The following is a 21,876-nucleotide window of genomic DNA, read 5'->3' as shown; positions in this document are numbered from 1 at the left end:
GTCATTTAGTACGCTCACTTCCACAACCGCCTTACATCTATCCAAAGGATTTCTTGATTTGGCGCACCTAGCTCTCAATGACACCAAAACTGTAGAGTGAGCTCAATATACAAAATCGAAGGTGCATCCTTCTCGAAAAATCATGCCTTATTGAGCCCTGCACAAACCCATTCTAAGCATTTTTTCACTTTCCAGCGTGACCTTAAACCCTAGTGATTTGTACAATTCAATCGCTCGGAAGTTGTCATCTTTAACCTCAAGATAAAGCTCCTGCATTTCCAATTCGCTAAAAGCGAATTCAATCAACAATACTATGGACCTTCTCACGAACCCCATACCAACCGTTCTAGGGTTAGAAACGAAACGTCCAACTTCGGCAGTCGCTGAACTTTCGTCAATATTGTAAATAGATACTTGGCAGACTCTTTCTTTAGTGGTGCCTCCATGTCCAATTAATACAATATCTTTATCGTTGGACAGATTCCGGTGGTACCAATCTTTGTGAGCTTTCTCAGTGATAACTGCGTCGTTTAAAAACCATTTCCGCACGTCAGGACTATTCCGCCAAGATAGTGTGTACGCTAGATCGTCACCCTCAAGTGATCTTAACTCTAGATCACCGTCACGCATGTATATTTCTTGCTTATTTATTTCCATACATACCAACAACTTCTACGATTGAGTCAACGTCTTTCTTAGTCACGCCAAGGTGCATAGGCAATGAGAGGAGCTTATCTGAAAAAGACCTCGAGCGAGAATTCTCGCACCCATCATATGAGTACATCTCGTACACCGTATTGTCTGTGTAATGCACGCCCGGGTAAATTTCATGGTCATTTAAAGCCATAATGACCCGATCTCGCTCTTCTACGAGTATCTGGAATAAATGAGTAGACGATTCACAGTCAGGAGCGATTGGTATCAAATCAACACCAGAAACCGAAGCCAATCCATGCCTGTACCAAGACGCTAGTTGACGGCGATATGCATTGTCATTGTCGAGATATTTTAGGCCCACAAGTGCCAGAGAGGCCATGATTGAATTCCCATGATATTTAAATCCAATATCTTCAACGTCATACTTCCATTTGTAGGCCCCCTTACCAACTGTACGAGAGAATGTGTCCTTATTTATCCCCAACCAAGTCAACTTTCTCACGACTTCATCGTCCTCTCTTTCTGCAAAGCAAATCATACCGGAATCAGCAGTAGGCAGGTTTTTTACAGACTGAAAGCTAAACACAGTCGCATCGGCGCCCGGCCCTACATGCTTACCCTCCAGCCTAGTGCCAGCCATATGAGCGGCATCAAGTACAAGCTTCAAATTATGCTTTCTACACAGCTCTACAATTTTATTGAACTGCCCTGTGTTTCCCGCTATGCCGACAAATATTATCGCTCTTGTATTTGCGCCGATTTTCTTCTCTACATCGATCGGGTCTAAACACAGATGGTCGTCGACATCCGCAAACACCGGCATCAAATTGCAATACTTGATTGCATGATTAGTTGAAACGAATGTCAGTGATGTGGAAATAACCTCGTCCCCATCACTCCAGCCATACCGCTTCCTAAGCACATACAAGGCGAGGTGCAGCCCGGCAGTGGCCGAGGAAATAAAGTGCGCGTGCTCCAAGCCTGTATATTTTTTCCATTCTTCTTCAATCTCTACTGTCTTATACCCTAGACCAGTCCAACCTTTTTCAAGACACTCCTTAACTTCGTTCAGACACTCATCGACTCTAAATTTAGGAACGAACAACTGTATACTCATATCACCTCCTCCCTGCCAATCACTTTTTAAAGTGCATAATTTTAAATTTCAAAACAACACTTCAGCCAAACTATTGGCCACCTATATATAGAGTACGGTAACGCTGTATTCAATACTCCGGTCATGGATAAAACTCGAGAATTTCCTGACACAAATACTAAAAGCAAACATAAAGTTTCAATCTACTGGAAGCTCAACGAAAACAACCTGTTACAAAGAGTCACGCGTAAAAGTGGACTTCCCAGGGGTTGCTAGACACCTAATAGCGTTAAAATATAACTCTATTGGAGATGTTTATGACCAGCAAGCGATACACAGAAGAATTCAAGATTGAAGCGGTCAAGCAAGGCACGGACCGAGGCTATTCTGTCATCGAGGTCGCGGAACGATTGGGTATGACCACCCACAGTTTGTATGCGTGGAAGAGGCGATATGGAGAGCCCAATCCCCAACAGGCGAACTAGGTCGACGACCAGGCAGAGATTGCCAAGCTCAAGGCGGATCTTCGCCGAGTCACTGAAGAGCATGATATCCTATAAAAAAGGCCGCCGCGTACTTTGCCAACGACCCCGGGTGAAGTACGCCTTTATCCTTGACCATCGTTCAGCCTCTTCTGTCAGAGCCATGTGTCGGATATTCAAATTGCACTTCAGTGGCTTTTACGCCTGGCCTGACAAGCCCCTGTCGAACCGGGCAATAGAGGACCAGCGTTTACTGAAGCTGATCAAGCAGTTCTATATTGCCAGCGGAGCGACGTACGGTAGTCCCGGGATTCATCGGGATATGCGCGAGACCGGACAAAGCTGCGGCGTTCATCGCGTTGCGAGGATTATGCGTGTGAACAAGATAAAGTCTCAAATCGGCTACAAGCGCCGTTATATCAAGGCTGGCAATCTGGCGAATGTTGCAGCCAATGTGCTGGATCGTAATTATAATCCTGAAGAGCCCAATCGGGCATGCGTGACCGACATTACCTATGTTCGTACGTATGAAGGCTTTTTGTATGTGGCCACAGTGTTGGACCTATTCTCCGGTCGCATCTTGGGCTGGTCGATGGATGGAACCATGGATCTGCACCTGGTTATTCGGGCTTTGCTAGTCGCGGTCTGGAAACGGCAGCCAAAGAGAACCGTATTGGTACACAGCGACCAGGGCAGCCAATATGACAATGCCGATTATCTTGCCTTTATGAAGGAGACTAATCTGGAGCCGTCGATGAGTCGTCGCGGGAATTGACATGACAATGCCGTTGCTGAAAGCTTCTTCGCCACCTTCAAAAAACGTGTCACCCAAAGAGAAATCTACTCAACAAGCGAGGAAGCCAAGGCGGAGATATTCAATTTTATCGAAATGTTCTACAGTCCAGTGAAGCGCCACAGCCTCAGGGTGGTGTTTCGCCGGCTAAGTTTGAAGAGTCCTATTTCGCGGAGCTAGAAGGCGTCTAGTAAAGGCTGGGAAGTCCAAAGTTATGAAGTACTACTAATTTTTACTTTTCTGGATTGGCACTCTTCGCTCTCTGCATATCAAAACATTAGCTACACTTGCGTAAGTAAAGATATCACTCGCTACAAATGATTGTCTCTGCTTTTAAGAGTAAGGGAGTACTACACCGCTTTTTCTATCGACTTTAATACTTCAATCGCAGCTTCGACTACCAATTTCTCATCATATCTCTGCTCGACTAACTAGCTAGGTTCATCCTATTTTCAGCCAATCAGTCAAACCCGTTTCCTCTAGCTCAACCAAGCTGGGCTTCGCAGACAGTCCTAGCGACTATCGAACACACCGCCGATTTCGTTGCCGCTACGCTCAACGCTCGCCCAAAGTTCTAAGTACAGATACTAGAGAGCTCTCTTCTTTCCCAACAGCAATTTCGGAAGCAGAATTATTAGTCTTCGTCGATGGTAGCAGTCTGATCAATTCACGCTGGCAGACCTACACTCTGCAGATTAGAAGGGCATTCGATTGCACACAATGCGGCCGCGCACTCGGGCGCTGCAGTTCGAAATGCAATCAAATTCACGCAACTAGCCAGACGAAAAAACCGTTGCCGAGAGCAAACAGTGCTATCCATAATTTACCGTTCAGGACGCGCAATCCAAATAAAATGGAGATCTAAATTGACCTCATACAAATCATGCCACCTCGCCATAGGTAGATACTGTCTCGCTTAGCACGATCCTCTCATCAAACTCCATCAACGCTTTTCTACGTGCCGCAATCCCTAACCTTTGCCTCAGTGATGAATTATCGAGCAGATTTTTAATAGCAATAGCAAGCATCTGGGAGCTCTGAGGCTGCACCAAATATCCGTTAATTCCGTTTTCGACGACATGCCGACAGCCCGGTACATCTGTCGTGACCAGCGGTAAGCCACACGCAGAAGCTTCGATCAACCCTTTTGGCAGTCCTTCTCTGTAGCTGGGCAGTACCACCACATCCACAGAACAAAACAGCGTAGGCATGTCATCCACGTGGCCAAGCCACTCCAGGATACCCTCGCCTACCCATTTATCAATATCGCGTCTGGAGACCGAAGCGGGATTACCTGGATCAGGCTCACCGGCGAGCAAGAATACAGCTTGATAGCCGTCGGCTATAATTTCCCTTGCAGCAGACGCGTACTCAGCCAAGCCCTTGTCCCACAACAACCTAGCCGGAAGCAGAACTCTAGGTGGATTGTTGGTTCGAGATCTTTGATTGGGCTTGAACCTCTCACAGTCAACGCCTGACCCAGGGATAAGGCGAATTATCTCCTCTCTCACCAAGCGAGTTCGCACAAACATATCCACATCATCTGGATTCTGAAGAATCAACCTCGCTCGATCCCCGCCGAGTGCAAACCGCATCATCCCGCGCACCATAGGCCTCAGCACGCGAGCTTTTATATCGTTGCTGATAAAGACATATCCCAATCCCGCAACAGCATTGATTCGCGCGACATCACCGGCAAGTCTTGCAGCTAGTGATCCGTAAACTGCGCACTTGATTGTGAAACCGTGGATTAAAGTCACCCCCTCTAACTGGATCAATCTCTTCAGCCACCAAAGCAGCGCTAGTTCTCTTAGCGGGTTAAGGCTGGTTCTGTCCATCGGAGCAGCGATCCATTCGTAGCCAAGTTCACGAAGTTTGGGACCATACTCTCCATTCGGCGAAACCAGGACAAGATCGAAGCCCTGTCGCTTGATCTCGGCTGCAAGCGATAATCTGAAGTTATATAAGTACCAATCCGTATTGGCAAAAAGCATGACTTTCACGAGTATTCACAAACCTCTAAAGCTGCGAAGTCTTAAACCACTATCCACCAGCATGCGCCTGAATTCTGGCGTTCGCATTACGGTCCATTCCTGAAGACTTACTTCACCAATTCGGGTTAGTGATCCTATATCCTGCAGATTGGTAGCCGGATGCACCATCAGTTCAACGACTCCACCAGGCTGCTCGCCTATCAGCGCTGCATAATCTCCTACAGTCACCAACGAAGGCCTTCTAGCAATATCAAAGACACTGCACAGAGCGTCATTCCACTTGAGCTTGCCATCCCAGCGCCGCGCATTCCAGCTATTCACGGTAGAGAGGATTCCACGTTTGGCGCGCTTCGGGAGCGACAATCGGTTGCTCGGACTGTGCGCAACCCAGGGCATTCTGATTGGCAGAGACTTCGAGGCACAGAAGTTAGCGAGAACATCAAACACAAGTGGATAAACATGAAGGTGCTGATGACTGTCGATGTGCGTGGGCTTCAAGCCAAAGCTCAGCATGCGTTGATACTGCGACTCTAGTTCAAGACTTATTTGCTCCGCTTGCACACTCCTCGCCGCCAACCTCTTCAAGAGCTTAGATCTTGGATAGAAATGCCCATCACTATCAACTAGACCATCTAACTCATTTGCAGGAGCAACAGCCCTCCCCAGCGTCAGGTTAAAATGCAATCCCACACCAAGATTCGGATTCTTCTCCGCGATAGTGACAGCGCTCAAGGTAGAATCCGCGTTGACCATTAGCGTTGTGCTGGTCAGCACTCCCAGCTCAAACAGCTCAATAATTGCTTCGTTTACGCCATCGCATAGCCCAAAGTCATCTGCATTAATGATCAGTTCGCTCAAACTATTCTTCCGACGAATTTTCGAATAGAGACCAGAAACTCGGCAAAGACGGGCAATGGGTCGTCGAGCGAAAAAACTGGCCAGGAACGTCCGGCGACTCTACGGTTGCTGCTCACGTCCGGGGGAGGTAACACGAACCTTCGAGGCAGGAACATGTAGAAAATCTTGGAGTACATATCTTTGAGCAAGTAGCGCCAGACGACACCATTACGTTGAACTTCACCTGCATTAGAGTGAAGCCCTACAAGTTCCTCAACCAACTTCTGTACTATGCGCTTACCTGCATCGTGGCTGATCTGAAACCACAGCGTTGGTCGTGGATTGATTTCGATGGCTTTCAGTCGGCCATCTCTTGGATCTCGCTTGAACTCTGCACCAAAGATTCCGGAATATCCAGCAGCGCGAACCAGCCGTTTCGAAAGCCTTGCAGTTTCCTCACACTCCTCACTTTCTACCAAAGACGCAGAGCCAAACCCCGGTGGATACTGACGCAGCTTCCGGGCGGTAAAGTACTCGGAAAGGTCTCCATCATCCGTGGCTATACCTGCCAAAAGTGTTATCCGTGATTCTTCGCCTGGCACCAATTCTTGTAAGAACCAATCGCCAGACTCACTGGAAAACTTACTCATCAGCTCACGAGTTTCGGTAATGCCATTCACGACAAGAAGTTTTTCGCCGCGCAGAAAAGGCTTCGCTAGATGAATGAACACCGGCTTGAGAATACATGGGTACTTGATCTCGCTCTCAAACGCTGACACATCTGAATCTTTGGACAGCCGCCAAATCCTCGGCGCCTCAATATTGGCCCCAACGCACAGCTCAGAGAAAAGAGTCTTGTCAAGTAGGGTCAAAGCCGCCCGCTTGTATCCCGTGCTTACTAGAAACTCTTCGCTTAGTAACTCGAAATTTTCGATTACAAATTCAATGTAGTAATCACTGGTAGGAATCAATACCGGCTTCTCCTCGACAGACTTGGCAAAGTCAATCAACTTTGAAACCAACCGATCCCTTGACGATTCTATCCAACACTTACCGGCAGCTCTGATGAATCTCGACCATGAGGCACAGGCGAATTCCTTGTCGACGCCAATTACATCGACACCAAAACCGCCCAGTTCCCTAAGGACGTACAAACCTGTAGGAGACATACCTAAGACGACGCCGTGCGGTAGAGAACCTTTCATTGCCCATCCATATTTATATAGAGCACTACACTAGTTGACGAACTCAGCCGTTACCAATAGAACAAAAAGGAGTCATATGGAACATAGCAAGACCGTGCGTGACTTGACAATGAAAACCAGACAACGACATACAACAGAAAAACGCCTGCCGGAATAAGCTCGCTGAAACGTCTACCACCAAAGTGTACGCTCATAGCGTATGGCAAGGCTGCAAAAGTAAATAACTGCATCGGTGCGACGTAATAAATCAACCTGTGGACGACCACGGTGTTGACAAAGGCAATTGGGACAAGGAATAGAGATGCCAACGCCACAATTTCCATGAGGCTGTATTCCTTAGGAAAGTACTTTCGCATGCGTTTCCTATAGTTGAAGAACAGCAGGGAAATAATAATGATCAATCCAAGCCGAAGAAGTGCGCCAGCTGACTCCATCTCGCCATAGGTCTCGTCAAAGTATCTAGCCTGATAAACATCCAGACGATCAGACAAGAGATACAGTGCCACCGGCATCAAGAGAAGCATTGCCAGTATCATCCTCCAGTAGGAAACAGTTTTGCCTACCATTAATGCCAAAGGGAGGAAGATGACTGCAGACTGATGAAACGTAGACGCGAGCAACACATATGCCGCCACCTTGATGCGCGAGCGGTCGAAAAAAGCACCAAAAGCGCCCATTAGCAACGCCACTGCCAGGGCTTGTCTTACCCCTGACATTGACAACTGAATGACCAGGAGAGGAAACATTATCGCCAGCAGGAGCAAAGGGCGAGGGTGCCTGTATGAAAAACTAACCGCGAAATAGAGGAAGATTGCTGCACAGATCACGTTTAGCCAGACGTAGTCCAACCCGAGAGACTTGACAGTCTTGGTCAGAAGGAAGAATCCCGGCTCATTTAGCCCGGACCAAAAATCAGCGTTTACGTCGAAGTTACTCCACCGCAAAAAGTAGGCTGTGTAGTCACATCCGGTTTCGAAACGGAAACCTACAAACGCCACCAACAGGAAGAAAAGGGCAAATAACAACAGAACGTTCTGTTGACGAGAGCCCTTCATCAGACCGATAAGAGCTAGAGAAAAATAGATTGAGATATAAGTGTACAAGGTTCAGTCTGCCGCCTTAGCTTTGGTGACCCCCTCTTCGTCGCGGCGGACAAGATCGGAAAAGAGGCGGTTCATTTGGCTGGCTTTATCTTCAACTGAGAAGTTCTCTATTACGTAATTTCTAGCTGAGGCCGACATTTTTTCCCGTCGGCCTGGGCTTTGCACTAGTTCAGCGATGGTTGAGTACCACTCCTCCTCGCTACTACACAAGCAACCTGTTTCTCCTTGAACTACCAACTCATTATTGTAGCCAATGGCCGAACAGATAGGTACAACACCGGCCGCCATGTAGGTTCTTGCCTTACCGCCCGATTTGCCAAGCGCCCAGTCCTCTGATGGCAGTGGCATTAAACCGATATCAATTTCCGCCAGGGCGTCTACCTCTCCGGTCAATGACCAATCTCTCAGCACCCATGGGACGCCGGGCATGATGAGCTCGCCCCCGCCAACCATCAGAAATCTTACATCACTGAACTCACTGGCCACTCTACGTAAAGCGCCTTCAATTTCGAAAAGGTACTTGGATGTTGAAGGTGAGCCCAGCCACCCGATGGTAACCGTAGCTCGAGACGCTCGATCCTCGGGAAGGATATAGCGTGAAACATCTTCAGCAACCTCAATGGTCTCGGCACGCCTAGCACCGTGTTTCTGGGCCGATTCCTGGAGCCACTTGTTGCCAGCGACCACACAATCCACAACCTTGAAAATATCTAGTGTCTTGGTGGGTGAGCGGAAAAACGTCGCAATAGAATTGTATCGACTGGGTTTCTTGATGAACAAAGCATCGTCATAGTCAAAGCAAAGTACGGCGCCTTTTTTCTTCAAGTAACGCTCTACGACTACACCGCCCAAGGGAAACAGTTCCCGCTGCATGTATATGATGTCGTACTGCCGGTGCTTTGTGAGAGCTGCGATTCGCTTCGCGATGGCCAGCAAAGTCAGGTAAATTTTCTGTACGGTGCGGCCTTTTGCGAGACTCAGATCGTACATTTTTCGGTCCATGAAGCTCTGCACCTCGCAGCTGACTCCAAGTTCTTCCAGATAAGGGACGTACTGATAGACTCGATAGCGACTGCTCGCTCCCTCGACGGGGTATCGAGTCAGAAACAATACTCTCACAGCAGAAAGGCCATAGAACTAACGTTTATCCTCAAGACGCAGGTAGATTGAGGAGTATTCTTCCACTCCGGCCTGTAGAGAAAATTGCCTCTCTGCAGTTTCCCTGCACCTGACACCTAGTTCAGGGTCACTCACAAGTTCAATGATAGATGCTAGAGCCGCAGATAATTCCTCGTCTGAAAACCCCTTGATGACAACCCCCGTTCCAGAGCTGAGTAAATCTGACTCAACGTCACCAACTCCAGCGTTTGCCAGCAATGGCTTTCCACACGCCAGGAATTCCCCCAGCCTGGTTGGAGATGACGCACGCTTCGACCAGGCCGGCTTGATGAAAGAAATTCCAGCAGTCATGCACGCAATGTGCTGCGAGACCTCTTGATAAGGAACCGATTTCAACTCGACTCTGGAGATATCAACGTCTTCGGATTCCAGGTGCCTGAGAATCTCGGTATGCCCCCCTTTGTTCAGCACAAGAAATCGCGATTCTGGCAACTGATCAAACAGCTGCTTTACCGCTTTGGCAACCTGATCGAACATATACCAGCTACCCGCGGACCCCACGTAGCCCATCACAAAGCCACTTCCAGCACTCGGTCTGGTCTCTTCTACTGGCGAAAAAAGTTGCAAATTAGTGCAGGTCGGAATGACTGATACCTTAAGATCTCGATCTTCAAGATAGTCAAATTTGGTAAGCTCCGTTACACCCGAGCGAGTGAGTGACACCACATAGTCGGTGCCCAGCAGCAGAGTCCTTTCCAGCCTTTTGAACAGACGGTAGCGCAGTGACGCTTTCGTCCACACACCACCATCCACCCTTTCATCAGGCCAGAATCCGCGCATATCAAAAATGTGGCATGTGCCGGTCAGCCTCTTAACCGCCAGCCCCATAAGGCCAGCCAGATAACTACGGCAATGCACTATGTCGATCTCATGTCGCCTGGCCAGTTGCGTTCCAGTAAATATTCCCACGAGAAGATCGTAAAACGTGGCCGGTAGGTTTGGGCGGCGATGATAATGATGGTAGTGCCACTCCACCCCGGCATCACTACAAGTCCGCTTCAATTCAGATAGCTGCTGCTCATCTTTCAGGGCCTCCGGCTTTTCAAAAGTCAGGAGCACCATCTTATGTTTTTTGCTCAGCCCAATAACGTACTGAAGGACCTGGGATTCGCCCAATGGATCCAAAATACCTGTGTAGGATATATACAGTACGCTTGGTTTCATCTCTGCCATTCAGGTTCGCTGCACATTTCACTGTGCATGCTGCAATTGCTCTTGATAAACATCGATATACTGATCCGCAATCATGCCCAGCGAGAAAGCAGCTTCGGCCCTCTCTCTGGCGGCAAGGCCAATCTGCTTCATCAGCTCAGGGCTGTTCACAAGCTCCAGCAGGATCGAGGCTAACGCTTTACTATCTCCTACAGGAAAAAGCACTCCGCTCTCACCATCTACTATTACTTCTTTTAGTCCGCCCACGTCTGACGCAACGACCAGTTTCGACAGCGCCATCGCCTCCAGCGCCGTAAGCCCGAATCCCTCTGACAGTGAAGGAACAACAACCATGCTGGCACTGTGCACCAACTCCAGCAGGACAGCATGATCCAGATTGCCGGTGACTGTTACAAGCCCTTCCAAGCCCAAAGCGGAAATTTTCTGTTCGAGATCGTCCCTTAACGGGCCGCCGCCCGCGATGCTGACGCGAAACGGAGGCAGCTCCTGAGCAATTGTGGCTATCGCGGAAAGGAACAGGCCATGCCCTTTTTCATGCACCAGGCGGCCCGGCAGCACAATGTGTAACTCAGCATCTCTGTGTTCGCTACTCATTCGAATCACTCGATCGACAATCGAGATATCAATGGGATTATGAATCACGCGAATCCCATCCAAACCCAGTTCCTTAGAGTAGTGATGGGATACGACACTACTCACCGCAAGGCACTGATCTATACCAGCGGGATATGCTAAAGATGCGAGTTTTTTCTTCAGTGACAGCCCGACTCCTGCCTTGTTAACGCCTTCAGCGTAGGCCAGGTTGTGGAAGGTCGTTACTGTGCGCACCTTGGCTAGTCGAAAAGAGCGCACCAAAGATGAACATACTGCCGGGAAATATAGGTGAGCGTGTAAAATGTTCACATCCAGCTCGTCACACAACATCGCTATGTCTCGGGCACTGGCGAACAAATTCCATTTGTGTCTGGCGGGCAGCCTAACCACCGGAATTCCAGCGTCTTCAAGCACGACTTGCAGATCGTAGGGCGCTTTCATAACGGCCACTGTGATACTGTGCCCTCGCCTCGCTAGCTCTGGCAACGCAGTTATCAGAAGGCGTTCAGCTCCACCAACGCCCAATGTGTCGATGACATGAAGCACCTTCATTAGTGTTCAGGAATCATGGGTTGGAGGAAGTGATCTCACGAATGACCGCGGCAGGATTACCCGCCGCCACTACTTCGGAAGGAATGTCCTTCGTCACCACAGAATTAGCACCAATCACGGCGTTGTCTCCTATGGAGACACCCTTGGTAACAGTAACTTTAGCTCCGCACCAAACATTGTTTCCGATGACTATGGGCGCTGTCGCGAATCCCGACCTCGCTGTTACCAATCCGGGGCCGAATATATGGTCCTGATCCCGAATCGTGACATGCTCTGCAATGAGCACGTTGTCACCGATGAGCACGCTTTGTCTGGCGCAGACGTGTGTACCCGCACCAACGTGCGTATGGCTCCCTATTACCAATTCGCCCTCCTTGACACAATGGTAGCGAATCGATCTATCGAACATCCCGCGCCGATTTCCGCGTGACCTCCGTCAGTAACTTGTACGCGTGCACCAGAAGCTAAACGCATATCTGAAGGGAATCTTGACCTCGGGTATATGAGTTTTAATTTCAGAAGCGCACAGGCTCCTCGGAAAGCATCCGCCAGTTTGAACACCCTTCTGAGCAAAGCTAGCAGTATTGTCACTTCACTGACTTACAGCCACGGCGTCGTTGCACCGCTGCTTGAGACCTCGGGAATTTTGGAACAACCCTCGCTTCACGGCTCCATGGTCGCCTGGAGCACCAACGGATAAACCTTTCACGCCTGCTCCTGAGAGTAACCACCATACTGATAGTACCCGCCGTTAGCGAAGTATTGGTCAGCACGCCGGCTGTCAAATTGATTCAAGACAACGCCATTTAAAGACTTATTGACAGTTAGCAACCCACCAATGCCTTTCTTGATGGCCCCGGCGTGGGTGGAACCTGCCTTCACAACATACACCACAGCGTCGGCATACGCTGCGAGCACCAGCGCATCACTCACCGCCTGTACAGGCGCTGAATCAATCAAAATTCTGTCGAATTGCCCTTTTAGTGAAGACAAGGCGTTTTCAAACTTCTTTGAACTGATCATTTCCAGTGGATTGGGCGGAATAACCCCAGCGGGCATAGCCCAGATACCAGAGTCTTCAAGTTCTGAAATGCACTCTTCCAGTTCTGCCGTACCCGAGACATAGTGGCTCAGCCCAAGATGCCCGGGCTCCAGGCCGCATTTCTGGGCAAGACTGGGCCTGCGGAGGTCGGCACCGATGATCAATATGCGCTCCATCTGGGCAAGTGCCGCCCCCAGGTTCAAAACGAGCGTCGACTTACCTTCGCCCGGCACTGTTGAGGTTACGAGAATAATTTTCTCCGGCTCATCAAGCTCGGACAGCAACACACCGGTTCGTATCGTACGTATAGCCTCCGCGTAGCGGCCCTGAGGCTCGTGCCAATAGGCAGGGAATGTGCTTTCTCCCTTGGTCTTTTCGAGCGGCAGAGTGCCCAATAGAGGCACGCCAAGCTCATTCTGGACGTCATCGGGCTGCTTAATCGTGTAGTCGATAAGCTCTATGACCGCCGCGACTGCCGCACCCAACACTAGGCCCAAAACTGCCGCAATAACCGCGGCGCGTTTTACATTAGGGCTGTGAGGACTCGCTGGTACTCTCGCTCGATCAACTATACGCGCATGAGGTTTTTCAAATCCACCACCCTCGCTGACCCCGCGGATCCGGGTGAAGAAGAGATCATATAGCTGACGATTTGTCTCAACATCGCGCTCCAATTCCTGGAGGTCGAACTCGACGCGATTGAACTCCTGAAGCTCTTTCTTCCGGGACTCCCAATTGACTTGCAATTGCTGCTCGTTCCGCAGCGCTATTTCATACTCTAGGCTGATACCCGAAATAACCTTCCGCACCTCTCGACGCAAGTCCTCGTTTGCAACCTGAAGGTCTGATCTAGCAGAAATCATTACCGGGTGTTTGGGGCCGTACCGCATGCTCAGCTCGGCTACCCGGCGCTCTGCCTCACTCTGGCTTCGCTTCAGGCCTCCAATCAGCGGATGCTTTAACACCGCTGGCAAGGCCATCAACTCTTCGGTGCTTGCACCGGGCATGTTTTGAATATCCGCTTTGATGTTCTGCGCTTCAATTCTCGACCTTCGGGCATCTTCCAAGCGCTGAGACAGTCCGGCCAACTCATTGCCACCGAGGTTGGTCTCACCATCAATGTGGACCAGACCCTCCATCTCCCTGAAGTCATGTAACGCTTGTTCCGAGTCTCGGAGGTTCTTCTTCAATACGCTCAAGCGCTCAGAAAGCCACCCTGTGGCTTGCAGTGTTCCCTCGACACGGGCCTCAAGATTAGCCGCGATAAACTCTTCAGCCATGGCATTAACGATATCTGCTGCCAACCGGGGGCTGGTGGAGTTAAAGCTCAGATGCGCCATATGGGTGTAATCGACTTGCTCCACAACAAGACCACCGGCCACATAGCCTGTAAGTTGATCGATCAAGCGCTTCTCGCGCTCTGCAGGACTCAGCTGAACCGGCGGCGACTGCTCACGTGCGGGAAGCAATGACTGCAAAGAGAAACCAGATTGCTTTTTCTCCCCGGGTTGAAATTCGGGACGCTTGTGCAATTCAAGATTCCTGACTACACGTTCAGCGATACTCCGGCTCTTCAGTATCTCGAACTGTGTCGTGTAGTAATCGTATGCGCGATAGCTGCTTGAATATATATCCTCAACGCCAACCAGATTCGCTTCGCGACTCTCGAGCAGCAAAGTCGCAGAGGCACGGTAAACAGGCTCGATCGTGGAAACATACATTGCCGTTATCAAACCGAAAAGTATCGAGAGCCCGACAATTCCCCATTTGTAGCGGAATACCGCTCTCCATACTTTCTTGAGATCAATCAGGTCGTCTTCAGATGTCTCAGGCGAGGTTTGGATCACTGCAACCTGGGCTTGCTGCCGGGCCAGTTCCTCTGAGCCAAGACTAGAACGCTGATTCATCAGAAAAATGTGCTCTGAACAGTAATGATGTCGCCTGGCTCTATCCGATAATCCAAGCCTACCTTCTGTTCCTTGCGCTCTGGGTCACTTTCAGCAATGAGTACAAACTGTTTTTTATTGGCTCGTTCTGTAAAGCCACCTGCAAGTGCAACGGCTTTGCGGAGCGTGAGGCCGGGCTGAAAGTCTACCCCCCCTGGGGCATTAACTTCGCCATTAACGAAAAAGGGACGGTAACTCACCACACTCACCGAGATTCTAGGGTCTACTAGATAATCGGGCTTCAGCCCGGTGACCAGACGCTGCTGCACTTCAGAAGCGGTTTGGCCGCTGACCTTCATCTCACCGAGGAATGGGTAAGTGATACGGCCGTTTTGGCCGACCAGGAGATCCTCGAAGGTCAGGTCTTGCTCGCCATAGACGTGGATTCGGATAGTGTCACCGGCGGACAGAGTATATGCGTCTTGGGCTTGTATGGTACCGACCCATACTAGTAACAGTGTTGTTAGTAGTTTTGTGACGTACTGCATTATTGGATAGCTACTGGCGAATTCTGACGTCAGTTTACTGGATTCCGAAATCTCGGACCACCGACTTCACGGGAATAACTATGAGCGGGGCGGAGCTTTATAGCTAGTTCCTGGTAGTTTTTGGATTGTTGGCGGTACCCTACTGCAGCTTCTGGGTTGAAGGTGAAATACGCGAGCCACTCATAGGTGCGCGCCGCCAAGACATGGTAGTCGGCGTTCTGGGGATACTGGTTCACCAGGTTAGCGATGCCAGCTGCGGTCGCTTCGCGCGTGTCGGGGGTTGGCCTGTAATCGTTGTGACCCCAGAAGCTCACTTCAGTGGAGAGATTTGTATACTTGAAGTCTGCAGGGATTCTTGTTGCAGCACTGAAAGCTGTACCACAGGCTACTACCAACAGGCTAACGACAGCAGCCCTTGCAACCATTACAGGCTCAGCTTCAGATCTATAAAGAACTCATTGCGCTCATACTTGAACTGCGCCTCGTCGGAATCGCGGTCCTCATAGCGCCAGCCGATACCTGCTTCCAGCCAGCGGCGAAATGCCTTGGTTAAACTGAGCTCGACATTCAGGCGCACATCCTCACGGTCCGTGCCCTTGTAATCATCTTCCGCCCGCAGGATAGCCAAGTTAGAGCGATAGCCTCGCTTAAACATATACAGCCAATCAAAAGTGTATTCCTTGGAGTCAATGAAGTCTCCCTGGCCATTGGTCTCGCGGGAGATCTGCGCTGCGCCAAAATCGAAATTAGAGTGCGTTCTCAAACGGTAGGTCACATCGACTTCCCATGAAAAACCAGTGGACTTGTCTCGTTCGCTGTCGTCAAAGTCTCGCTCATACCCACCCACTTTGACAGCACCTCGAGTACGACCGCTGGCCTCCCATTCTACGCCAACCAGCACACGGAGCTCCTGCGCATCCAGCGACGGCATGTCAGCCCGATCTTCAGCGTATTTGGTTTGCAAGTAAGAGGCATCCAGGACCAAGGCCGTTTTGGGGGCCACACCCCAGAAGAATTCACCTTGATAATGAGTCGCATCGTAGTCGAAATTTTGCGTGTAGCTTTCAAAATTGCGGTAATCCATCTCCCAGTATTCGGCGGTAGCCTCCAGGCGTCCCTGGCCGGTCTGGCTACCATAAATATAGGTGCCTCCCAGGCTATCACGGTCATACTCCAACGGTTCGCTGGTTAAGCGACCGACATCATCGCCTTCGGTGAGGCCAGTGCCGCGCTCCTCCGCTGCCCTGTGGTGTTCGGCGTAAAGGTTCAGCTCATTGCGCACGTTAAAACGCTGGTGGATATCACCCCGAAAAAGATGACCGGTGAAGTCATCATCTTCACCGCTAGGTGTACCGGAATATCGCCTGTCCTGCAGCTCGTAATGGAAGATGTATTTGCTAGGCCCATTGTCTAGCCATACATCGAGCGTGGGCTGGGTGTAGAAAACCCAGGATTCGATTTCGTCATCCGCGCTGCGGTAAAGGTTGTCCACCCAGGCGGCATCAAAGAGCAGCGTGGGCTCAATTTTAAGGGGGCCGAGAGGAATATTCGCTGGCTGCAGGGCAGCTACCGGCGCACACGCGCACGTCAGCCCCAGGGCAATAATCCCGCGGCGCAAACGCCCATCCTGGCAATCAGGTATGCCTTTATCCCTGGCAGAGTTCTTAATTGTCATTTAAACGGGAAAGACATCCGGTCACATTGCAGCATTTCGCGACGATTTATATGGACTTCGGCGCAGATGCCCATACTAATCAAACTATACCTCCGCAGCTAGGACAAATCTGTGACTTTGTGACACGGTTCCCCCACAGCGGGCAGGCCACGCGCGATCCATGCAAGAGACAGAATGGCCGCGAAGGTGACAGCATTCGCCGGAATCTGCATGTTGAAGTCCACAGCGGCGTGCAACAACAGCCAGACAATGGTCATAAGCACAGCAAATGCCGCACCTTGGTAAAGGCGAGTATGGCGCATCCTCAAGACTAGCCAGCTCTGCCAAGCCGCGGCCAACACCAACGCACCCAGCACCAGTAGCACTGGCACCCCTAGCTCAGCAGCAAACTCGACATAATCATTGTGCGCGTGGTCCAGATACCCCTCAACGTTCGGGGGCTGAAAATTGGGAAAGATACCGTAGAAAGAACCGCCGCCAGACCCGGTCATTGGAAAGTGGCTGACGTAGTCCAGGCCTGGCTTGAAATAGTCCACACGAGCCTCGGTATCCGGTGCGGTCTGCTCGAGTCGCTCTACCACTTTGTCGAGGCCAAACCACTGCCCCAAGATGAGCAGATCCACCACCAAAAGGCTGCCCAGGAAGACGGGGATGCGCCAACTAAACCGCCGCTGACTGATGAGCAGTATGCTGCCGGTGACTCCCAGCGCCGTAAAGAACGCCACATTGCCCATTCTCGATCGCGTCAGTACCAGGGCAATCACCATCAGGGCCAGATAGATGCGCAGGCGCATTTTGGAGCTCAACATCAGCTGCAGATAACGGCGAATACGATCGCGCCATCCATTGGAAGAACGGGTACTGAGCTGCGAGAGGAGAAGCCCAATGCCCGCAGCAAGGCACATCACGAGATAGCCCGCATAGTGATTGCGATTCACAAACGTGCCGCTGGCGGAGCCGAGACTCGCGTACTTTTCAATCAGAAACCCGTATTCCAGGCCCGTCAGCACCATCATGGACCCATAGATAGCCTGAGCGGTGCCGGAAAAAACGAGGGTCTGCAGGAGAAGTTTCATCCTGTCTGCCGTGTTTACCAGGGCGACTGTCAGGAAGAATGCGCCGGTAACGGCCAGGCCTTTCAGCAGGTATTGACGAGTGGCCTCGGGGTCTAGCGATATGGACGCTGGGCCTTCTGTAAGCCACCAGGCATCGGCCTGCGGGCTGACCAGGCCAAGCAGCCATCTGGGCAAGGGCAACAGTTGCAATAACACCCAGCACTGCACACCAAGTAGAGCCAGCAGCGGCCAGCGAGCAATACGCCAGACATCCTGCTGGAGTTGCGTTTTACCTGCTAGATACAACATAGCCCAGGCTGCACACAGAAGGGCTATGAGTGTGGTGAGCAGCATTGCACCCCAAACACGGTTGGACGCAAACGGCAGCGGCGCCCACACCAGCACTAACAGCAGGCAGGCGAACAGGCCTGCCTCCCATCGAGAGGGCTGTGGGCTCAACTAGAAGGGCTAACGGGGACGCCTGGGCCGCGGGGCTCAGGAGCTCCTACCCCTTGAGGGTAGGGCAAACCCTTCAGGAATGTTTCGCACTTTTCGAAGCTGAAAGTACTGATCGTATTCACCACCGCGTCATCTTCGGGGGCGATGGCATACACGGCATTTCCTACACTACCGGCAAATTCCTCCAGCCTCCCCGCAAGGCACATGCCGGCCAAGGTGGCCGCGGCCCGCGTAGTTTCATTGCCTACGCGCACTACCAGCACTGTGGCATCCTCGACACTGCGGCCATCATCCACTAGCAAATTGACCAACTCGTATGCGGGACGACCGTCGCGTTCCAACTGCATGACAGCGGCGACTGCCTCAGCGTCGCCCATAGGAACAGCCCAGGCGGTCGTAGTGAACACCAGCGGCATGCAAATAGTGAGGAAAAACCTGCTCATAATCATCTCCACCTGAGTCTGGGCAAATTGTAACAGCTGAGGGGGAAAGAGCTGAACCCATTGGGTAATATACACGGATGACAAAATACACAGCTGTGACCCAGTTCCGCACCGTGCTGGCGTATCTGACCCCGCATCGCGATCGATTGATCCTGATACTAGCTCTGCTGCTGTGCGTAAGTGCAGCTTCGATCGTGCCGCCAATGCTCGCAGGGGTGTTCACTCGCGGCCTGCTGCAGCCTGAAGAAGCGGCTGTTGGGCCATGGGCCATTGTCGGGCTTTGGTTGCTGGTGGCCGCTGTCAAAGCGGGGCTGAGCGCGGCGTCTAGCTATATCATCGGGCAAACCGGCATGGAGCTCACCCATGAGCTGCGCCAGCGTCTTTACGAACACATGCAGGTGCTGCCCCTGAGCTACCACCACAGCCAGCGGCGAGGCGATGTGCTCACCATTCTCTACGCCGATACCAGTCGCATCAGCCACTTCGTGACAGGCAGTGGGTTGCAGGCGCTCCCGGCGCTGGTGACTTTGCTGGCGGCAATGGGAATGATGTTGTGGCTGAACCCACTGCTTGGCGGTATTGCGATGCTGTTTCTTCCCGGCTACATGCTGGCCATGAAAATACTGGGCCGCCGGATGCGGCCACTGTCTCGGCGCCTGGTGGATGCCGATAGCGCGAGCTATTCGGTAATGGAAGAAAACCTGGGGATGCTCCCAGCCATCAAAGCATTTACCCGGGAGCCATTGGAGAACCGCCGTTTTGGCGAGAGCCTGCAACACCTGCTGGCGGTATCGCGGGAGCGCCTGTGGATTGACTCCCTGTATGGGCCCACGATGAACCTGATCGGCAGCGCCGGTTTGGTCGGCGCACTGGCGCTGGGTTACCAGCAAATTCAGGCAGGCCAACTGGAAGCACCTGAACTGGTGTCGCTGATGTTCTATGCGATGCTGATGATGGGTCCGCTTCAAAGCCTGGCCAATCTGTATGGCCAACTTCAAGCAACAAGGGGGGCAGCTGAGCGCATTGTTGATTTTCTCAATGAGCAGCGAGAGCCAGAAGATACCGGCGCAACCAACTTGCAGGCAACAGGCGCGAGCATCGATTTCTGTGAGGTCAGCTTTGCCTATCCGGGTAGCTCACAGGTACTGGAAGCCTTGAATTTACATGTTGATGCAGGCGAAACTGTGGCGATCACCGGGCCCAACGGGGCGGGGAAATCCACCCTCGTGCACCTGCTAATGAGGTTCGCCGACCCGGACGCTGGCGTGATTCGAATCGGCGGTGTCGATACGCGGGAAGCGACCATAAAATCGGTACGCAATGCTATCGGGTTAGTCGCTCAACGGGAGCTGCTGATCAATGGTCCTGTGCGGGAAAATATTGCATACGGCAAGCCTGGCGCCTGTAACGCTGAAATCGAGGCTGCAGCGATTTCCGCTCGGGCTGACGACTTTATTAGGGCGCTACCAGATGGCTACGACACCGTGATCGGCGATCAGGGGGTGCGCTTGTCAGGTGGCCAGAGGCAACGGCTGGCGCTGGCACGGACATTGTTGAAAAACCCTGCGATTCTGATTCTGGACGAGGCAACGTCAATGTATGACGAGGAAGGTGAAACAGCATTCATTCACGAATGCGGCCAATCCCTGACAGGCAAAACAGTACTGCTCATCACTCATCGCGAGAGTACGCTGGCACTCGCCGATCGAGTAATACGCCTGAAGTAAACTTGCGTCAGCTTGGGATCAGCCGGATAAGCTCTACGCCTTTGGGCAGCTCATCAAAGGGCGTATCAGTGTTGCAGCCCTTCTCTGCGTTCTCTTCTACCGCGAGGCAATATATCGGCGCACCGTATTGTTCGGGCGGGCGCTCGGCAAAGCCCTGAGCCGCCTGTTCGGCCCGATCACGTGCCTCGACAAACAATGGCGAGGCAGTCCAGATATCTTTTATAGAACGCTCATGCAAATTACCGGCCGAACGTTGCAAGTGAATACATGCCTGCACATTGCCATAGGGGTCAATGTCTACTCCCTGAACACCAACCGAACAAGTCGCGGTGACCGAGCAAGACTGACTCTGCCGCCCCTCAAGTTCCGATTCCAGCAGAGGATTTCGAGAACTGAGCTCAGCACGCACCACATCCCACACGGCACTGGAAGGTTGCAGCTCCAGTGGCGCAGTATCACCATTGTCTCGAGGCGCAACAGGCCCCTGGCAGCGCAACCGCACTCCAAGGGCATCAGACAATAGAAACATTTCCGAGATCTGATGCTGATTCCATTTCGTTGGCGTGCACACCATATCTACCCGGAGCCCCGCAGATACCGCCTGCGCGACATTCGCCATCAGGCGCTCAAAACTACCCGCCACCCGCGTCTGGCGGTCGTGAACTTCGGCATTGGCGCCGTGGAGGGACACTTCAACCTTGTAGGGGTCGACCTCATCACGCATGCGCTCGATATTTCGAGCGCCAAGGGAATGGCCGTTGGTGCGTATCGTCGTCGCAAAACCGAGTTCGCGTGTTAGCGCACCAATAGCGAAGAAGTGCGGGTGTAGCATGGGCTCACCACCCGTCAGCATGAGATACATGGTCTGCATCTCGGCGAGGTCGTGCAGCAGCGTTCGGTATTGCGCAAGGCTCAGGGCCTCGCCCGGTTTGTCTCTATCGTTGTAGCAGTAGAAACAATCCAGATTGCAGCCGTAAGTAAGCTCAAGGGTGACATCATGGAGAAGGCGTTGCTCGCGAATACGGCTGAGCACAACACGGCTATAGTGGTCGGCTGTCATGACTCAGCCTGTTGGCTCACCAGCTCCTGTGCCTGCAATTCAGCGATAAAATGCGCTATATCGTCAGACGCCCTGGAAAACGTCACTTCGTAATTTGCAGAGACAGAGGTGGCCAGTTGAGCGATCGTAGCGCCCGCCTTTAATTGTTCGAGTAATTCAAGGCCCAGTTCATTTACCACGACAATCTGGTCGCGATCGAGCTGAATAACAACCCCTTCGCCAGCTACCGCACGGTACCTGGCGCGGGGGGAGAGAGTAAACACAAAGGGCCCAGCTATGATCCGAGAGTAGAACATTGTAGAGGCACACTCTTCCC

18 protein-coding genes and 1 pseudogene are annotated in these 21,876 nt (G+C 51.7%); 2 read left to right on the top strand and 17 right to left on the bottom strand.

What is annotated here, in order from left to right:
* Positions 1-147: 147 nt before the first annotated feature.
* Together A3709_RS21200 and A3709_RS21195 are read right to left on the bottom strand one after the other, a co-directional pair.
* Entirely contained in the window at positions 148-630 is a 483-nt protein-coding gene (locus tag A3709_RS21200) for a GNAT family N-acetyltransferase (RefSeq protein WP_197484353.1), read from the bottom strand.
* A 13-nt stretch (positions 631-643) separates the two neighbouring features.
* Entirely contained in the window at positions 644-1,774 is a 1,131-nt protein-coding gene (locus tag A3709_RS21195) for a DegT/DnrJ/EryC1/StrS aminotransferase family protein (RefSeq protein ID WP_066059469.1), read from the bottom strand.
* 296 nt (positions 1,775-2,070) lie between these two features.
* Here A3709_RS21195 and A3709_RS22915 point away from each other — a divergent pair.
* Positions 2,071-3,219, top strand: a pseudogene (locus A3709_RS22915) (IS3 family transposase).
* 690 nt (positions 3,220-3,909) lie between these two features.
* Here the strand turns inward: A3709_RS22915 and A3709_RS21180 are convergent.
* The 13 genes from A3709_RS21180 to A3709_RS21115 all read right to left on the bottom strand — a co-directional run bounded on the left by A3709_RS21180 (position 3,910) and on the right by A3709_RS21115 (position 18,773).
* Positions 3,910-5,022, bottom strand: a complete 1,113-nt coding sequence (locus A3709_RS21180) for a glycosyltransferase family 4 protein (protein ID WP_231871288.1) — start codon at positions 5,020-5,022, stop codon at positions 3,910-3,912.
* Between the two features lie 15 nt (positions 5,023-5,037).
* The gene (locus A3709_RS21175) at positions 5,038-5,880 is read right to left on the bottom strand and encodes a carbohydrate deacetylase (protein ID WP_066059463.1); all 843 of its coding nucleotides are present in this window, start codon (positions 5,878-5,880) and stop codon (positions 5,038-5,040) included.
* Positions 5,877-7,064 (bottom strand): hypothetical protein, encoded by a 1,188-nt coding sequence (locus A3709_RS21170; protein WP_156507889.1) that lies wholly within the window; start codon positions 7,062-7,064, stop codon positions 5,877-5,879. The genes A3709_RS21175 and A3709_RS21170 overlap by 4 nt, the downstream gene beginning before the upstream one ends.
* Positions 7,065-7,114: 50 nt before the next feature.
* Positions 7,115-8,167: an EpsG family protein gene (locus A3709_RS21165; RefSeq protein WP_066059457.1), complete on the bottom strand. Its 1,053-nt coding sequence runs from the start codon at positions 8,165-8,167 to the stop codon at positions 7,115-7,117.
* Positions 8,168-8,170: 3 nt separating this feature from the next.
* A complete protein-coding gene (locus tag A3709_RS21160; protein WP_197484352.1) occupies positions 8,171-9,157 on the bottom strand; it encodes a glycosyltransferase in 987 nt (328 codons plus the stop codon).
* 147 nt (positions 9,158-9,304) lie between these two features.
* Positions 9,305-10,519 carry a glycosyltransferase gene (locus A3709_RS21155; protein ID WP_082850287.1) on the bottom strand — a complete coding sequence of 405 codons (1,215 nt, stop codon included), beginning with the start codon at positions 10,517-10,519 and terminating at the stop codon, positions 9,305-9,307.
* A gap of 18 nt (positions 10,520-10,537) precedes the next feature.
* Positions 10,538-11,665: a glycosyltransferase family 4 protein gene (locus A3709_RS21150; RefSeq protein WP_066059451.1), complete on the bottom strand. Its 1,128-nt coding sequence runs from the start codon at positions 11,663-11,665 to the stop codon at positions 10,538-10,540.
* 13 nt (positions 11,666-11,678) lie between these two features.
* Positions 11,679-12,074, bottom strand: coding sequence for an acyltransferase (locus tag A3709_RS24915; RefSeq protein WP_066059448.1), 396 nt, complete (start codon positions 12,072-12,074; stop codon positions 11,679-11,681).
* 296 nt (positions 12,075-12,370) lie between these two features.
* A complete protein-coding gene (locus A3709_RS21140; RefSeq protein ID WP_082850286.1) occupies positions 12,371-14,614 on the bottom strand; it encodes a polysaccharide biosynthesis tyrosine autokinase in 2,244 nt (747 codons plus the stop codon).
* Positions 14,614-15,141: a polysaccharide biosynthesis/export family protein gene (locus tag A3709_RS21135; protein WP_066059445.1), complete on the bottom strand. Its 528-nt coding sequence runs from the start codon at positions 15,139-15,141 to the stop codon at positions 14,614-14,616. Before A3709_RS21135 ends, A3709_RS21140 begins: the two co-directional genes overlap by 1 nt.
* 424 nt (positions 15,142-15,565) lie before the next feature.
* Positions 15,566-16,816 carry an outer membrane beta-barrel protein gene (locus A3709_RS21125; protein WP_082850285.1) on the bottom strand — a complete coding sequence of 417 codons (1,251 nt, stop codon included), beginning with the start codon at positions 16,814-16,816 and terminating at the stop codon, positions 15,566-15,568.
* A gap of 98 nt (positions 16,817-16,914) precedes the next feature.
* Positions 16,915-18,180: an O-antigen ligase gene (locus tag A3709_RS21120; RefSeq protein WP_197484351.1), complete on the bottom strand. Its 1,266-nt coding sequence runs from the start codon at positions 18,178-18,180 to the stop codon at positions 16,915-16,917.
* Between the two features lie 146 nt (positions 18,181-18,326).
* Positions 18,327-18,773, bottom strand: a complete 447-nt coding sequence (locus A3709_RS21115) for a hypothetical protein (protein ID WP_146004255.1) — start codon at positions 18,771-18,773, stop codon at positions 18,327-18,329.
* Between the two features lie 77 nt (positions 18,774-18,850).
* On the opposite strand from A3709_RS21115, the gene A3709_RS21110 reads away from it, so the two are divergent.
* Positions 18,851-20,500: an ABC transporter ATP-binding protein gene (locus A3709_RS21110; RefSeq protein ID WP_066059434.1), complete on the top strand. Its 1,650-nt coding sequence runs from the start codon at positions 18,851-18,853 to the stop codon at positions 20,498-20,500.
* Between the two features lie 7 nt (positions 20,501-20,507).
* Here the strand turns inward: A3709_RS21110 and A3709_RS21105 are convergent, their stop codons facing one another.
* Positions 20,508-21,560, bottom strand: a complete 1,053-nt coding sequence (locus tag A3709_RS21105; protein ID WP_066059432.1) for a radical SAM/SPASM domain-containing protein — start codon at positions 21,558-21,560, stop codon at positions 20,508-20,510.
* Positions 21,557-21,823 carry a PqqD family peptide modification chaperone gene (locus tag A3709_RS21100; RefSeq protein ID WP_169843805.1) on the bottom strand — a complete coding sequence of 89 codons (267 nt, stop codon included), beginning with the start codon at positions 21,821-21,823 and terminating at the stop codon, positions 21,557-21,559. The genes A3709_RS21105 and A3709_RS21100 overlap by 4 nt, the downstream gene beginning before the upstream one ends.
* Positions 21,824-21,876 lie beyond the last annotated feature (53 nt).

The sequence above is a fragment of the Halioglobus sp. HI00S01 genome, from assembly GCF_001635445.1.
GTDB lineage: Bacteria > Pseudomonadota > Gammaproteobacteria > Pseudomonadales > Halieaceae > Halioglobus > Halioglobus japonicus.
The sequence above is the reverse complement of the archived record's forward strand: the minus strand, read 5'-3'. Positions and strand labels throughout refer to the sequence as shown.